The sequence below is a fragment of the Acinetobacter sp. Gutcm_16 genome, from assembly GCF_028649355.1.
GTDB classification, from domain to species: domain Bacteria; phylum Pseudomonadota; class Gammaproteobacteria; order Pseudomonadales; family Moraxellaceae; genus Acinetobacter; species Acinetobacter johnsonii.
Window position 1 is genome coordinate 43,678 of sequence record NZ_JAQSUV010000012.1, and the last position, 15,585, is coordinate 59,262.

At 44.2% G+C, this 15,585-nt stretch carries 16 protein-coding genes; 5 read left to right on the forward strand and 11 right to left on the reverse strand.

The genetic code is table 11. The features are described from left to right. Positions 1–65 precede the first annotated feature (65 nt). Together lptG and lptF are read right to left on the reverse strand one after the other, a co-directional pair. Positions 66–1,136 (reverse strand): LPS export ABC transporter permease LptG, encoded by a 1,071-nt coding sequence (gene lptG, locus PTT44_RS00915; protein ID WP_168159862.1) that lies wholly within the window; start codon positions 1,134–1,136, stop codon positions 66–68. A 2-nt stretch (positions 1,137–1,138) separates the two neighbouring features. Beyond that, positions 1,139–2,239, reverse strand: coding sequence for an LPS export ABC transporter permease LptF (gene lptF / locus PTT44_RS00920; RefSeq protein WP_004978580.1), 1,101 nt, complete (start codon positions 2,237–2,239; stop codon positions 1,139–1,141). A 158-nt stretch (positions 2,240–2,397) separates the two neighbouring features. Here lptF and PTT44_RS00925 point away from each other — a divergent pair, with 158 nt between their 5' ends. Genes PTT44_RS00925 through blhA form a run of 3 tightly spaced genes read left to right on the forward strand, consistent with a single transcriptional unit; the run spans position 2,398 to position 4,914 of the window. Continuing rightward, positions 2,398–3,846, forward strand: coding sequence for a leucyl aminopeptidase (locus tag PTT44_RS00925; protein ID WP_168159863.1), 1,449 nt, complete (start codon positions 2,398–2,400; stop codon positions 3,844–3,846). Then, positions 3,839–4,246, forward strand: a complete 408-nt coding sequence (locus PTT44_RS00930) for a DNA polymerase III subunit chi (RefSeq protein ID WP_004692846.1) — start codon at positions 3,839–3,841, stop codon at positions 4,244–4,246. The genes PTT44_RS00925 and PTT44_RS00930 overlap by 8 nt, the downstream gene beginning before the upstream one ends. A 32-nt stretch (positions 4,247–4,278) precedes the next feature. Further along, entirely contained in the window at positions 4,279–4,914 is a 636-nt protein-coding gene (blhA, locus tag PTT44_RS00935; RefSeq protein ID WP_168159864.1) for a cell division protein BlhA, read from the forward strand. Between the two features lie 85 nt (positions 4,915–4,999). Here the strand turns inward: blhA and PTT44_RS00940 are convergent, their stop codons facing one another. The 7 genes from PTT44_RS00940 to glnK form a co-directional block, all read right to left on the reverse strand. Next, entirely contained in the window at positions 5,000–5,548 is a 549-nt protein-coding gene (locus PTT44_RS00940) for a VTT domain-containing protein (RefSeq protein WP_004692848.1), read from the reverse strand. Positions 5,549–5,693: 145 nt separating this feature from the next. Then, positions 5,694–6,353, reverse strand: coding sequence for a riboflavin synthase (locus PTT44_RS00945; RefSeq protein ID WP_005401000.1), 660 nt, complete (start codon positions 6,351–6,353; stop codon positions 5,694–5,696). Positions 6,354–6,376: 23 nt separating this feature from the next. Beyond that, positions 6,377–7,675: a DNA adenine methylase gene (locus PTT44_RS00950; protein ID WP_004692850.1), complete on the reverse strand. Its 1,299-nt coding sequence runs from the start codon at positions 7,673–7,675 to the stop codon at positions 6,377–6,379. Next, positions 7,672–8,775: a bifunctional diaminohydroxyphosphoribosylaminopyrimidine deaminase/5-amino-6-(5-phosphoribosylamino)uracil reductase RibD gene (gene ribD, locus PTT44_RS00955; RefSeq protein ID WP_168159865.1), complete on the reverse strand. Its 1,104-nt coding sequence runs from the start codon at positions 8,773–8,775 to the stop codon at positions 7,672–7,674. The genes PTT44_RS00950 and ribD overlap by 4 nt, the downstream gene beginning before the upstream one ends. A 14-nt stretch (positions 8,776–8,789) precedes the next feature. After that, a complete protein-coding gene (gene nrdR, locus PTT44_RS00960) occupies positions 8,790–9,248 on the reverse strand; it encodes a transcriptional regulator NrdR (protein WP_004692852.1) in 459 nt (152 codons plus the stop codon). Between the two features lie 151 nt (positions 9,249–9,399). Next, positions 9,400–10,803 (reverse strand): ammonium transporter, encoded by a 1,404-nt coding sequence (locus PTT44_RS00965; RefSeq protein WP_010325684.1) that lies wholly within the window; start codon positions 10,801–10,803, stop codon positions 9,400–9,402. A gap of 59 nt (positions 10,804–10,862) precedes the next feature. Further along, a complete protein-coding gene (glnK, locus tag PTT44_RS00970) occupies positions 10,863–11,201 on the reverse strand; it encodes a P-II family nitrogen regulator (RefSeq protein WP_004281042.1) in 339 nt (112 codons plus the stop codon). A 275-nt stretch (positions 11,202–11,476) separates the two neighbouring features. Between glnK and PTT44_RS00975 the strand changes: the two genes are divergently transcribed. Together PTT44_RS00975 and PTT44_RS00980 are read left to right on the forward strand one after the other, a co-directional pair. Beyond that, positions 11,477–11,704: an accessory factor UbiK family protein gene (locus PTT44_RS00975; RefSeq protein WP_004692854.1), complete on the forward strand. Its 228-nt coding sequence runs from the start codon at positions 11,477–11,479 to the stop codon at positions 11,702–11,704. 65 nt (positions 11,705–11,769) lie between these two features. Beyond that, on the forward strand, positions 11,770–13,257 hold the full coding sequence (locus tag PTT44_RS00980; protein ID WP_062033311.1) for a YifB family Mg chelatase-like AAA ATPase: 1,488 nt from the start codon (positions 11,770–11,772) through the stop codon (positions 13,255–13,257). Positions 13,258–13,328: 71 nt separating this feature from the next. On the opposite strand, the gene PTT44_RS00985 is transcribed toward PTT44_RS00980, so the two are convergent. Both PTT44_RS00985 and PTT44_RS00990 read right to left on the reverse strand, forming a co-directional pair. Next, positions 13,329–14,099: a TorF family putative porin gene (locus PTT44_RS00985; RefSeq protein ID WP_168159866.1), complete on the reverse strand. Its 771-nt coding sequence runs from the start codon at positions 14,097–14,099 to the stop codon at positions 13,329–13,331. 346 nt (positions 14,100–14,445) lie between these two features. Then, entirely contained in the window at positions 14,446–15,216 is a 771-nt protein-coding gene (locus PTT44_RS00990) for a TorF family putative porin (protein WP_168159867.1), read from the reverse strand. Positions 15,217–15,585 lie beyond the last annotated feature (369 nt).

Consider the following 15,585-nt stretch of genomic DNA (forward strand, 5'->3'; position numbering starts at 1 on the left):
AAGACTCTATGCAGGCATGATGGTTTAACACCATCATCCGCATTGTTTTCTTCAATATCGTACAGTTATCGCGCACGTTGTAATAAATAACCACCTGCGACAAACATCAGTAAAATCGGCACAAAAACAAACCATGCGGGTGAAGGCGAATACACCAAACTTGCATAACCTAAGAAGTCTTGTAGGTAAAAGAAACCTAGGCCTGTAAACAGTGCAATGACCAAACGAAAGCCCATCGATTGTTGGCGCAGTGGGCCAAAAATAAAGGAACAAGCAATCAACACCAAAGCAATCAAGGCAAATGGAGACGCCACTTTCTGCCAAAAAGCCAACTGATAAGTTTTCGGTACTTGGCTGTATTCATGCATATAGCTCATGAAACTGACCAATTGACTCGGTGAAAGGTCTTCAGGGTCAATTGTCACCATGTGCACATATTTCGGTTGCAGTGCCAGTGCCAAAGGTGTTTTAGCGGCCTGTTGTGCCGTGGCGTTGCCTGTCGGTAGTAAATCAACTTGGGCGGTATTTTCTAAAATCCAATGACCATCTTGCACAAACTGACCTTGCTCAGCATTTAAAACGCCTTTTAAACGAGCATTATTGTCAAAGTCGACCACTTGCACATTTTTCAGCTGACCTTGAGAGTTGGCATAATCGACATAAATAAAACGCTGCCCTTCTCGTGTCCAGTAACCACGTACTTCACCGAGCTCAGCCGCTGTTCGATGGCTTTTCACACCTTTGGCTTGCTCATTGGTATACGGAATCACCCATTCACTTAAAGCAAATGACAGTACCACCAAAATTAAAGCCGAACGAATCACCCAACCGACGATTCGCCAGAGACTCACCCCCACCGAGCGCATCACAATCAGTTCACTGTTTGAAGCCAAAGTGCCGAGGCCCAGTACCGAGCCAATTAACGCGGCAATCGGTAGAATCTCATAGAGATATTGCGGCGCCCCCCACAGTACGTAACGTAAAGCATCCCAAGCGCCATAACCTTCTTTAAGAGAGCCTAACTCACCCAAATAGGTAAATAGAATTTGCAAGACCGATAATATAGCGGTAGCACCCAGCATCGCCATCGCGGTGGTTTTGGTCACATGTTTTGCGACTATACGACGTGCGAACATGATTAAGACCCCGCTCGTTGTAATGTTTTCTTAATTTTCGGGGCCAGCTTTTGTTTACGCGAAAACAAAGCCGCTGCTATCGCATAGATCACCAAGATCATTGGATAAGCCCAAATCCCCATTTCTTCTTTACTGACTCGGGTTTTAATGGCCATCAAAGCCACGATTAAACTGGCAAAAATAAGCAATGCAGGGAACAGCTTTAAGTAACGTCCTTGGCGTGGACTCACTTCAGATAAAGCCACAGCGAGAAGCAACGCCACTACAATGGCAAACGGTACAAAAATACGCCAGCCCAACTCACTCGCCACAACAGGATCATGACGATTATCCCAAAGTTTCATGGTGGACAATGCTTCAACATCAGCACTTTCAAACTTCGCTTCTTTATCATTTTCTAAACGTAGGCGATAAGACTGAAACTCGGCTTGGCTATAACGCGGCTGTCCCGGATAAATTTCATAACGGCGACCTTGCACCAAATCCACCACATTGGCGGGATCATTTTCAATTTCAACCCGCGTGGCTTCTTTGGCCAAAATCATCACATCAGGCTTACCTTCTGCTTCAGCGCGTTGATAGAAGAAGATGTCTTTGAGGTTCTTACGGTCTTCGGATAAGTCACCCGCATAAATGGTATAAGGCCCCGATGAAATAAACTCTTTGGGTCGAACCAAATCAAAACCAGTACGCACCGCCTGACTGGTGGTGAGCTGCTCAAACTGACGAACACCCCACGGCGCCATCCAAAGCATCAGCACGGCTTGAACAGCAAGAAACACCACGGTCATAGGAATCAGCAGTCGCCCCAATTGGTTACGACTGACGCCACTACCATTGAGTACTGCCATTTCATGATCGACATACAAACGACCAAAAACCAGCATCAGCCCAATAAAAAAGCCTAGAGGAAGAATCAGCGTTAAAAATTCAGGCAAACGATAGCCAATAATGCTAAATAAAATACCTGCATCTAAGCGACCCTGCGCGGCTACGCCAAAATACTTGATCAAACGACCGCCCATCATGATCAAGGTCAATAAGGCGATCACAACCAAGGATGTCGACACCACTTGTTTGACCAGATAACGCCGAATAATCAAATTAATTCTTCCAAAAATAGGTGAATAAAAACTAGCGCTAGTTTACCCGAATAGTGAAAATATAAAACCTGTACTCTTGTTGCACTTTGCAACTCTATTCATGTTAATGTTTCAGTGGTTTAATCATTTTCAAACTTTATAAGGCTTAAATAAAACTTATGAAACTCTCTATTAATACGTCATTCACAGAGAATACGTCTAGCCAATTTTTGTTGATATTAGTAGATTCTGAAAACACGCAACACCTTGCAAATGCTTATCAAATTAATGATTTAAACAACTTAATTGAAGCGACTCAGTTTAAAGCCGCATTCAATGAAACTTTGAGCCTCATTGGTCAAATTCCAGCAAGCCCCAATGCAGCCTTGGTGGGTGTCGGGAAAGCAGCTGAATTACAAGCAGCAAAGCTGGTGAAAATTGCTCAAACCATTATCAAAGCTTCACAAAAAAAATTCAAACACATCAGCCTTGACCTTTCAGCCCTTCCAGCTGAACTCCATTATTTATTTGCCCTCAGTTTGACGCAAGCGGCATATGCTTTTGATGAATTCAAATCGAAAAAAGCCGACAACGTACTTGAACAGATCAGCCTGATTGCTACTGAGTCACCACTAAACGCTGCCCAGCTTAAATTGATTGAAGCCGTGCAATCTGGTCAAAGCTTTGCTCGTGACTTAGGCAACCGTCCGGGCAATATCTGCTTCCCTGAATATTTGGCAGAGCAAGCCTTAGAACTGGCAGCCCAATATCCTGACCTACTCCGTGTTAATGTCCTTGATGAGCAACAAATGGCTGATCTGGGCATGCATTCCTTCCTTGCGGTGAGCAAAGGTTCAGACCGCCCAGGCCGTATCATTACCCTTGAGTATCAAGCTGAACGTACTGAAGCCCCAGTGGTCTTGGTCGGTAAAGGAATCACCTTTGATACAGGTGGCATTTCATTGAAACCGGGCGCTGGTATGGATGAAATGAAATATGACATGTGTGGTGCAGCATCAGTTCTAGGGACGCTCCGTGCTCTATGTGAATCGCGTTTAGCCATTCATGTCGTAGGTACGATTGCGGCAGCTGAAAATATGCCTTCAGGCAAAGCTACACGTCCGGGTGACATCGTGAGCACCATGAGTGGTCAAACCGTTGAAATTTTAAATACCGATGCAGAAGGTCGTTTGGTGCTGTGCGACACATTGACCTATGTAAAACGCTTTAACCCTGAACTGGTCATTGATATTGCAACCTTAACGGGCGCCTGTGTCGTGGCACTCGGTTCAGTCTTAACAGGTATGTTTACCCCAGATGACAAACTTGCGGCCGAACTATCTGAAGCAGGTCAAAATAGCTTTGACCGCGTCTGGCGCATGCCTGTGATTGATGACTATCAAGAACAGCTAGACTCTCCATTTGCCGATATTGCCAATATTGGCGGGCCTAAAGCTGGTGCTGTAACTGCAGCGTGCTTCTTGCAACGTTTCACCCGTGATTACCGCTGGGCACATTTGGACATCGCAGGTACAGCATGGAACTCGGGTGCCAATAAAGGGGCAACCGGTCGCCCAGTACCCTTATTGATGCAATTCTTAGCTCATCGTGCGCAGTCTAATGGCTAATATTAGCTTTTATCTATTTGAACAAAGTCCTGAACGACAAGTCGAAAGTGCTTGTCGTTTATGTCGTAAAATCTTGCGTCAGCCAGAGCGAATCTGGCTGTATGCAAGCGACCCTGAACTACAACAGCAATTGGATGAACGTTTGTGGAGTTTTGATGACACGAGCTTTATTCCGCATGGCATTGATCAAATCGATGCGCGCATTTGTATCTCAGCCCAACTGCCTGAGCAATCCGATTGGATTGTGTTCAATTTTAACGATCAAGCTCTTGAACAGTTCGAAAAATTTAGCCACATTATAGAAATTATTGAAAATAACGAATCGGCCAAACAACAAGGTCGTGAAAAATTTAAACAATATAGACGTCTCGGGGTTGAAGCTCGAACCTTCAAGCTTTAAATGATTCCCCCGTCTAAATAAGGAGATGCTTAGTGGCATTGAATGTTGGTCCAGATTTTAAACAGCGCTGGTTAAATGTACCTGATGCTGTTCGTCAGGCCTTTATTGATGACCTGAGTCGCGTCTGCGATGTACTCAAACCTGAAACAGGTTTGCACAGTTGGATTGAACAAGACCAACGCGCTCAAGCCGTCTCGACCCAGAAAATTGAACAAGCGTATGCCGATCTGAAAGCACAGCTGATTGAAGAAGCGCGAATTCGTAAACAACAAGCGTTGGAAAAATCACTGGCAGACAAACGCGCAGCGCAGGAAGCTTATGCGGAAAGCCTCAAAAAAGACGAAATCCGTCAGTTCAATGAGCAAACCCAAGCTTTAAATGTGATGCGTCAAAGTGTCGATCAAGAAATTTTGAGCTACACCGCACGCTATGAGAAAACGCCTGAACAAGCTCTGGACTATGCCAAAGGTAAATTTGGCATTGATGACTCACAAATTTTGTCTGAGTTAGAAAGTGTTCGTTTACGTTTAGAGCTTGAAGCGGAAACCTTAATTGAAGAGTCCGTCGCCAGCTACCGCAGTAAGCTCCAAGCCGCGGCTCAAGAGGAAATTGACTATATTTTGAAAAATTCAAACTTTTCTGATGAAGTGGTATCCAACTCTGCCTAACTGGCCTTGGCTTCCGTTCAAACTCACTTCGGTGAGTTTTTTTATGCACTCTTGTTTTTCTCGGCTGATGTGATCTGTCTCGATCTCAAACCAACACATCAACCATAAACGATAAGGTATTGCCCACACCATAACCAATCGCCAACAAACTACCAATCCAAATCAGGCCACCGGTCACGTTATACCACATAAAAGTCGCCAAGCTCATATGTCCTGCGCCCGCAGCAAAAGGCGCGAAAGAACGTACAAAAGGAATAAAACGTGCCACTAAAATGGTTTTACCGCCATGCTTTAAGAAATATTGATTGGTCTTCATCATATATTCGGGTTTCAACCAACGCGAATGCTGATGGGCAAATTTAAAGCCCAGTTTTTGACCTGTATAATAATTGACGATATAACCCAATACCGCAGCAATCATCATCAAAATACCCATGGTGTGGATATGGATTAAATCCGAGCTAGAACATAAGGCACCAATGGCAATCAGTAAACTGTCACCTGGCAAAAAGAACATAAAAACGAAGCCCGTTTCTGCAAAAATAATCAGAAAAAGAATCGCATAAATCCAAAGGCCGTATTCTGCAAGCAGTACGGGCAATAATTGTTCTAGATGGAGAAAAAAATCAATCATTGTCACCTATCCGTGCAATGAACTGCGTACTATCTTTCATCATACTCAATTGCTTACCTATTCATTTCAAAAGAAAAACTCCCTCATTTTGGGCAAATAGGGAGCTCATCTTTTGTCTATTCTTGCTGCAATCTAAACGATTTTTCTATTTCAAGAAACCATTTTGTGCCAAAAAGTCTAAACTAATTTTAGATTGTGAGGGAGTTTCCGCAGCTTTGTCACCCATCATCAGACGTTCAATGTAGCGTGCTAACACATCCACTTCAAGGTTCACTTGACTGCCAGCCTTCCACGTTCCAATGTTGGTTCGTTCAGCCGTATGCGGAATTAAATTGAGGCTTAAAATACGCCCACGCAAATGATTAATGGTTAAACTGATCCCATCGACCGTAATCGAGCCTTTTTCTGCCAAGTAACGTGCAATCTCAGCTGGCGCAGTCACTTCAAAATAAAGCGAACGCGCATCTTCACGCACAACCGTGATTTCACCCACAGCATCGACATGACCTGACACAATGTGTCCACCAAAACGTGTGGTGGGCAACATCGCCTTTTCCACATTGACACGTTGTCCAACTTTCCAATGGGCCAGTGTGGTTCGGTTTAAACTTTCACGTGAGACATCGGCCGCATACCAGTGCTCACCCCAGTCAATCACTGTGAGGCAAATGCCATTGGTGGCAATCGAGTCACCCAAATGGACATCTGACATATCCAGATCCGTACCAATGCGCAAACGCACATCGCCACCGACATTTTGTACGCTTTCAACTGTGCCTAGACTTTCGATGATCCCTGTAAACATTTCTGATTTCTACCTCTATATTTTTACCACAGCGCCAACTGTGTCGTGACCCCAGATGTATCGACCCCGCCCAATTCGGCATAATGGTACAACTGCCCAAGCAGTTGACGAATTGGCGGACCTGACTTGGCATGGGTATCAGTAATCACAATAAACTCTAACACACGCGCACGCTCAGACTGACGCTGTTTACTCACGCGATAACGCGGTACATCCTGCGTTAATAAAGTCACGCGACCTCGCTCCAAATTGGCTTTGAGCAAGTCCCCTGCTTCAATATTACCATCGGTTGAATAACTGGTCAGAATGTAACGTGCATTGATGGTGGAAAGTAATTTTTCGTATGCCTCTTTGGCATACTTTGACGAGTTATAAGGACTCGGACGCTCTTTGCGCCACGCACGGTCAATTCCGCTTTTAAAACCTTTGGTGTCTGGTGTCGGTAAATCTACCTGATCCCATAGTGTTAAAGCATTTAAGACATGATAGTTACTGCTGTAAGCATGCTGGTTATAGGGTGGATCTAGATAGGCCACATCGACCTCAAAACTGCTCATTTGGTTTGCCAAATGCTGTGCATCGACACACCACATTTCAGCCATCGGGTTCTTTTGCTTATTATCACCCACTTCACTAAAGCGACTTGGGGTCAACCACAGCAAGGATTCAATCCGCTCTAGCGCTGTTTGGGTTTTACCGCCCCAACCGTGGTGGAAGCTTTTAAAGACGCCGGAAGTATTGCTGACAAAACTGGCAGAATACAGCAGCGGTGCCAGTAAAGCAGACATCTCCACATCATCGATTGCCCCTTGTGCCTGCCATGTGGCAATTTGCTGACGAATCGCATCAATGCGCATGCCGTTGCGACGCTTAAAGAACAAACGATCTCGGCTTGGATCATAGATTTCATCATTTCGCGGGCACAGATTATGCGTTACCCAGCCCTTAACTTCAGGCAATCGGTTTAAATAATCAATGGCTTTTTGATAACCACCCAACTCTTTAAATGCAGGCGCTTCGGTACAAGCCAAAATGGCATGGTTCAGCGCATGGCTATACGGTTCCCAGTCGTTGGCAATCACGCGATAACCATTTTGACGCGCCAAACGCGAGACCACGCCCGAACCCGCAAAGAAGTCGGCAAAAATAGGCGCACGACCATCTGCACGGTTTAAAGTCCCTGTACTCTCAAGCGCCTCTAAAATCAGATGCAACAGACGGCGCTTATTCCCCAAATAAGGAACAAGTTGATGAAAGAGATATTCATCGGTGGTACGTGCCGCGTGACGACGTTTATGATAAACCGTAGACTCTGAACTCATAATGACTCTTGAGAAGGGATAAGCGTTAAGCGCACATCATCACCCAATTGTGTGACATCCATAAGCTTAAAGCGGAGTTGCTCTGCCATCTGAGAAAACTCAGCATTGAACATTGCACGTGCAGACTGACCCAATAAGGTCGGTGCTACATAACTAATCATTTCATCGACCAACTTCTCTTGTAAAAAAGCCGTCGATAACGTTGCACCTGCTTCAACCATGACATCGTAAATCTGATGCGATTGAACCAACTGCTTTAATAACTGATCTAAAGGCTGTACAGCAAACTGTAGCACGCCTAAATCAGCCAATGCTTGACGATAAGGCCCCATCACCATCACAGTATCAGGCTGTTGTAAAATTTGAGCCATCAGCGGCAAGCGGCCTTGACGGTCCAACACCAGACGTTTCGGTTGTACAACCGTTGTCAGATCCGCAACACTCGGAAGCTGTCTGACATTGAGCTGAGGATCATCGGCCAATACGGTTTCAATGCCCGTGATCACGACACCAGAAATGGCACGAAAATGCTGGACATCCAACCGTGCTGCTGGGCCTGTAATCCATTTCGACTCACCCGAAGCCATCGCTGTTCGACCATCTAAACTAGAGGCAACTTTTAAACGCACATAAGGCATGCCAGTCGCCATGGCTTTTAAAAAACCAGCATTCAACTGATGTGCTTCGGTTTGACAAATACCGACATCGACCTCAATGCCTGCTTCTTTTAAAATTTGTACCCCTTTACCGGCAACCAAGGGGTTAGGATCTGGACAAGCAATCACAACGCGCGCCACACCTGCCTCGACCAAACCTTTGGCACACGGCGGTGTACGCCCATAATGCGCACAAGGTTCTAAAGTGACATAAGCCGTTGCGCCTTGGGTCTGCTCACCCGCTTCGCGCATCGCAAAAACTTCTGCATGTGGCTGACCCGCTTTAGGGTGATAACCCATCCCCAACAACTGCCCATCTTTGACAATGACACAGCCTACATTTGGATTTGGCTTGGTGCTGTATTGACCTTGCAGTGCTAAAGCAATCGCTTGTTTCATCCAAGCTTGGTCAGCTTGTAAAGCACTAGACTGTAATTCAGACATGGATGCCAACTCGCTTAATGTTCACGTTGTTGCATTTGTTCAATTTGGTGACGAAAGGCATCGACATCTTGAAAGTCTTGATAGACCGATGCAAAACGTACATACGCAACATGATCCAACGAAAATAAAGATTGCATGACAATTTCACCAATGGTGCGTGATTTCACATCACGCTCACCTAAACGGCGGATTTGCAGCTGAATATCGCTCAAGACGGTTTCAATTTGCTCTTGCGTCACGGGACGTTTTTGTAAAGCATGCATCAAGGAACGACGCAATTTTGCTTCATCAAAAGGTTCACTTTTGCCATCCGACTTGATCACACGAGGCATGACCACTTCATAACTTTCAAAGGTTGTGAATCGTTCACCACAACTAATACATTCACGACGACGACGAATTTGACAACCTTCAGCGGCCAAACGTGAATCGATCACTTTACTGTCTTCAGCGTTGCAAAATGGACAATGCATAGTGGTTAAATTGAACAAATTTGAATGGTTTTAGAGTGTAGCAAAAATTCAGTGTTTTGTAGAGTTTTACGCTAGATATAGAAAAAAAACAGCCCTTTCGGGCTGTTTCACACAATATATTGATTATACTGTTTATTTATTATTCTATTGATTAGTCTACGCGTTCGCCATGTTGGCTCAAGTCTAGGCCCATACGTTCATCATCAGATTCAACGCGAATTCCAATCACCAGATCAATCACTTTTAAGATAATGAAGGTTAATACTGCTGAGTATGCGATCGTTGCCAATACCCCTTCAACTTGAACCCAAAGTTGATGCATCACATCACTTGGTGCTTTGTCGCCCATGATGAAGTCGCTTGCAAAGAATGCTGTTAAGATTGCACCGACAATACCACCCACACCGTGTAAACCAAACGCATCTAAAGAGTCATCGGCTTTTAAAGCACGTTTCAATGCACTGATACCCCAGAAGCACACCACACCACCGATTAAACCCATCGCCAGCGCACCGCCGACAGTCACAAACCCTGCTGCTGGTGTAATCACTACCAGACCAGCAACCGCACCAGATGCAGCACCAAGTACTGAACCTTTACCACGTGCAACTTTTTCAGTAATTAACCAAGAGATTGCCGCTGCTGCTGCTGCTACTTGAGTCACGAGCAATGCATAACCTGCTGAGCCGTTTGCGCCCAATGCAGAACCACCGTTGAAACCAAACCAACCAACCCACAGTAAGCTTGCACCCACAACGGTTAATGCCAAGTTGTGTGGAGCCATTGATTCACGGCCTAAGCCCATACGTTTGCCCAGCATATATGCAGCAACCAAACCTGCCACACCTGAGTTGATGTGTACAACGGTACCGCCAGCAAAGTCGAGTGCACCATCATTTGCTAACCAGCCACCGCCCCATACCCAGTGAGTAATTGGTGCATAAACCACGACTACCCAAATCGAGATGAAAGCGATAAATGCGCCGAATTTCATCCGTTCTGCAATTGAACCACTAATAATGGCAACCGTAATGATGGCAAAGGTCATTTGGAAAATAACGAATAGAACTTCAGGAATCGTCCCTGTGAGTGCATCTGTGGTAATCCCAGTCAGCATGAACTTATCTAAGCCACCGATAAAGGCATTACCCTCACCAAAGGCCAATGTATAACCAATGATGACCCATGCAATACTCACCACTGCCGCAGCAACAAAGCTATGTGCCATAGTGCTTAAGACGTTTTTCTTACGAACCATACCGCCGTAGAATAATGCTAAACCTGGAATGGTCATTAATAAAACCAGTGCTGTGGAGACTAAAATCCACGCCGTATCACCTGTATCTAATGTTGGTTCTTCTTCTGCAGGTGCGGGTGCTTCTACTGGAGCAGCAACGGCTTCAACCGCTTGTACCGCTGGAGCAGCCACATCCGTTGTTTCAACCACTGTGACTTGTTCTGATGGCGTTGGCGCTGTTGCTGCTTCTTCAGCCCAAGCAACAGAACCACCTAAAAGTGCGCCAGATAAGCTCAGCGCGAATAGCATCTTTTTCATTCGTATCCCCCAACCTAATTTGTGCGAGTTATGTGTTACTCAGCAAACTTCATGCCAAATTAAACGGCATCGGCACCTGTTTCACCTGTACGGATACGGATGACTTGCTCTAAATTTGTGACGAAAATTTTACCGTCGCCAATTTTTCCTGTGCTAGCAACACGTGTGATTGACTCAATCACCGCGTCGACCATTTCATCACTGATCGCGATTTCGATTTTTACTTTTGGTAAGAAATCAACAACATATTCAGCACCACGATAAAGTTCAGTATGACCTTTTTGACGACCAAAGCCTTTGACTTCAGTTACCGTGATCCCTTGAACACCAATTTCAGACAGTGCTTCACGCACATCATCCAATTTAAACGGTTTTACAATTGCAGTTACGAGCTTCATGTTTGTTTTCCTTCGGCTTATTTCACCAGTAAGGTTTTATGTTCAAATTTCATGCCAAAAATTCTTAGGTTGGGGGGAAAAGAAAGTCTGACATGAGTTTTCTTTATACCCTATTCTATACATTTAAATGCGTTTTGAGCTTCAAAATTCAGGTTTTTTAGTCGAAGATTTATGATTTTTTTACAATCGATGAAATCATATTTCATCTGAAAGGCTATAGAGTCAGAAGCAGCAATGGTACACTGCTGTCACTTCTCCAACTGTTGGATATAGAAATGATTGAAACTTTATTACAAGCCATACTGGAACAAGTCGAACAACCTAAACAAGACTTAGAACATAATTTACGCGCACTGCTGAATGAAGCGGTGACCAAGATGGATTTGGTTTCCAAAGATGAAATTGAGCGTCAACGTACTGCACTGAATAATGCCAATTTGCGTTTAAATGACTTATTGAAACAAGTGGAAGCTTTAGAGTTACGCATTCAGAACAAAAAATGAGCACCTGTTTGGTGCAACAAAAGACGCATAACGAATTAAAATAATGCACTATAATGGAACAAAAGATGTCTTTTGCCAAAATTTACACTCGAGCTTTGCTCGGTTTACACGCACCTTCGGTTGAAGTTGAAGTTCATCTGAGCCAAGGACTACCCTCTTTAACCATTGTGGGGCTTCCTGAAGCAGCCGTTCGGGAAAGCAAAGATCGGGTGCGCTCCGCCATTATCAATAGTGGCTTTCAGTTTCCGACCAAACGCCTCACCATCAACCTTGCACCCGCAGACCTGCCCAAAGACAGTTCACGGTTGGATTTGCCTATTGCACTGGGTATTTTAATTGCCTCTGGTCAGCTCCCTGAGCAAGGAACTGAAAATTTTGAATTTATAGGTGAGTTGGCACTTGATGGGCAACTGCGACCAATTTCAGGTACTTTAAGTATTGCAATTGCCTGCCAGCAAGCTGGGCATCAACTGATTTTACCTGAGGCCAATGCGCAAGAAGCCTCTCAACTGCCCAACTTTCAAGTATTTGCAGCGCAACATTTAAAACAAGTCTGTGAGCATCTGTCGCAAAACCATCTCATCCAACAGTTTCAACCCACGGCGCTAAAAGCCTCACAGCACTACAAATTTGATTTGGCCGATGTTAAAGGTCAACTGCGTCCGAGACGTGCCTTAGAGATTGCGGCGGCAGGTGGTCATTCTTTACTGTTTAAAGGACCGCCAGGGACAGGGAAAACCCTATTGGCTTCACGTTTAGCCAGTATTCTACCGCCCTTGAACACGCAAGAGAATTTGGAAGTGGCGAGTATTTACTCGGTGGCCAATCATCAACATCCTTTTGGGCAGCGGCCATTTCGTGCACCGCACCATACAGCTTCTGCAGTTGCCTTAGTCGGTGGCGGGTCACAACCCAAACCTGGTGAAATTACTTTGGCACATAAAGGTGTACTGTTTTTAGATGAACTACCAGAGTTTGACCGCAAGGTTTTAGAGGTTTTAAGACAGCCGATTGAAGCCAAAGAGATTGTGATTTCGCGTGCTTCACGGCAGATCACCTTTCCAGCCAATTTCCAACTGATTGCTGCAATGAATCCTTGTCCCTGTGGTTATGCTTTTAATCAAGATAGCCGTTGCCAGTGCTCAGCCGAGGCGATTAAACGCTACCAAAACCGTATTTCAGGGCCGTTACTGGATCGGATTGATTTACATATTGATGTACCACCCTTGCATGCTTCTGAATTGCAGGACACACAAGTCGTAGAAGACTCGGCAACTGTACGTGAGCGCGTGATTCAAGCTTATCAATGGCAAATGCAGCGCCAAGCTTGTCTCAATATGGCTTTATCACCCAAACAACTCGAACAATTCGCACCGCTAGATGGACAAGCGGCTTTAATCTTTGAAAAAGCACAACAGCGTTTAAATTTGTCTGCTCGGGGTTATCACCGCATTTTAAGAGTCGCCAGAACCATTGCGGATTTGGCCCAATCAGAGCACATCCAAACAGGACATTTGACTGAAGCTCTCTCCTACCGACAGCAAAATGCCTAAAAATCGCTAAATTCCACATAGAAAAACCCCTCCAGTCCTATGGACTAGAGGGGGTTTGGAGATGCTAAAACTTAGAAAGTTTTAGTTAAAGTAAACACGGCACCTGTTTCTACACCACGTGCTGTCGCATGATTCATATCATCAGTATCAATATTGGTTCCTACTGCTGCCAATTCTGCTGTTGCACCAGGAATAGACTGGAATGCATAGGTCACACCCACTTTCCAATCGACATAATTGTCATCATCACCAAATGAATATTTATCTTCATCACTGACCACGGTATAACCCACATTCGCAACGCCACCAAAGCCCGTTGAACCAAATGGAATTGCATAACCTGCATTGATGTTCCAGCTGTCTGTATCTGCTGCAACATAATCATTGGTATAGTTTACATTGGTCAGTAGGCTGTCCCCTTCAGTAAAGACACTTGCAAAGGTTAATTTGCCATAAAACTCTAACCAGTTCAGATCATCTGCACTTGGATAGTTGTAGTACACCATACCCACATCAAGCACTGGCTTGCTGGCAAAGCTTTCTAATGTTGTTGCAAAACCAATCGATGGATCGAGCTCTAAGCTCGGTGAGCCTTCACCAAAATCAACATTTGAACCCCAAAGACCCAAATACAAGCCTGAGTCATGTGCCAAAGTAAAGCCCGCTTGTACCGCTGGATCATTTTGGGTTTGAGTTAAACCACGGAAACGATAGTCAGTTGTTACAGCAGCACTTCCACTAAAAGAGAAACCAAACGGTAATGCTGGCTCGTCATCTGCGAAAGTGAATGTAGAAGCTGAAGCCACCACAGCTAAAGATAATGCTTTAAGTGCAAATTTCATTGTTTGATTCCCCCACATCGTATCCGACGTTTTTTGGTTATTTCGATAAACTCATGTAGGTAGTAGCAATAGCTATGCCACATTCAACTCAACATCAGACACGCCCTTTACAAAATCATTATAAATGATTGTTTTTGTTAAAATTATATAAAATATAAGAAATTGAACTCGCACTCAACTTGATCGTTAAATATCTTCGCGGTGAATTGAAGCCAAGCCCATCAAGCAAACATAATTGTTTACAATATGCGCTATTTTGAGACTCATCTTTGGAACGTACGTTTTTAAGTGCATAAAAAAAGTGCATCCCCAACCGATCAGGATGCACTTTTCATATCTACAGAATTTAGAAGTTGTAAGTTAAACCCAGTACCAGATGGTCCTCTAAATCCTCTCCCATACGATTATGCACACCATAAATATAATCCGCAGACATCTCGATACCTGTCTCTGCAAAGGGTCTACTCAGCCCTAAGCGAACTTCATTAACAGTAAAGTTCTTCTCTGTAGTGAGTATGGCATCACCATGCTGACGATAAATCGATGCACCAATTGAACTATTGAGTTGAAAGTTTTGTGGAAGGGCATAATGATGTGCAAGGCTTAAATAAGTATCGCCTGCATTGGCATAACTCACATCCACTAAAGCCACCGTGACGCCTACATCAAAGTCTTTATAGCTCAGACTATTTACAAATTCCGCTCCAGTCGTACTTCGGCGTTCTGTGCGATCTTCACTATAGACCGAGCCGCCATCATTATATAAATAAGTCACAATATGTGAGCGATAGCTTACATCTGGACTGAGTGTGCCTGCATAACCCATATAAAAATCATGCTCAACACCGTGATCTTTGCTGATATCCGCTGCATCATAATTCAGTGTGGAAGCCCAATAACCGGCATATAAACCCGATGCATGTTCATATTCAAGCCCCGCTTGCAAGGTAGGTTGGTCATTTTCAACACCGCCACGATAGATATACTGACTGAGCACAGCAAGGCTTCCACTAAGTCTGCCATCTGAGCTTTGTTGCTGGGGCTCGCTTGCATTGACCGATACACTGCCAGTGAAAAAAATTAAAAATAGTGCAATTTTATGTGAATTTTTATGCATTTAAGCTCTCAAAATTTCTTTAGACATGAATCACTTACTGATTCTATACCCATAAATTTTAAAGCTATTTTTTAACAATAGGTCAATTTTACTTAGGCAACTGCTGTGTAATTCATCGTTCGCCAATCTGGGTATGGGTTATTCTGAACCGATTCCAGACGACTAGAAATGACTGAACACTTTGATTCATAAGCTAAAATGACCTCACAGTCTATATATTATATTCTGCAATGCATAGCACAAAACAGAATGAGGGAGAGAAAAATAATTCAATGTTTTATAAAGATTTATTTTAGTAAACCGAATATTTTAACCAAAATTAAAATATTTCAAACATATCGCTTACAAAAAAATGCATTACTTTAGTTG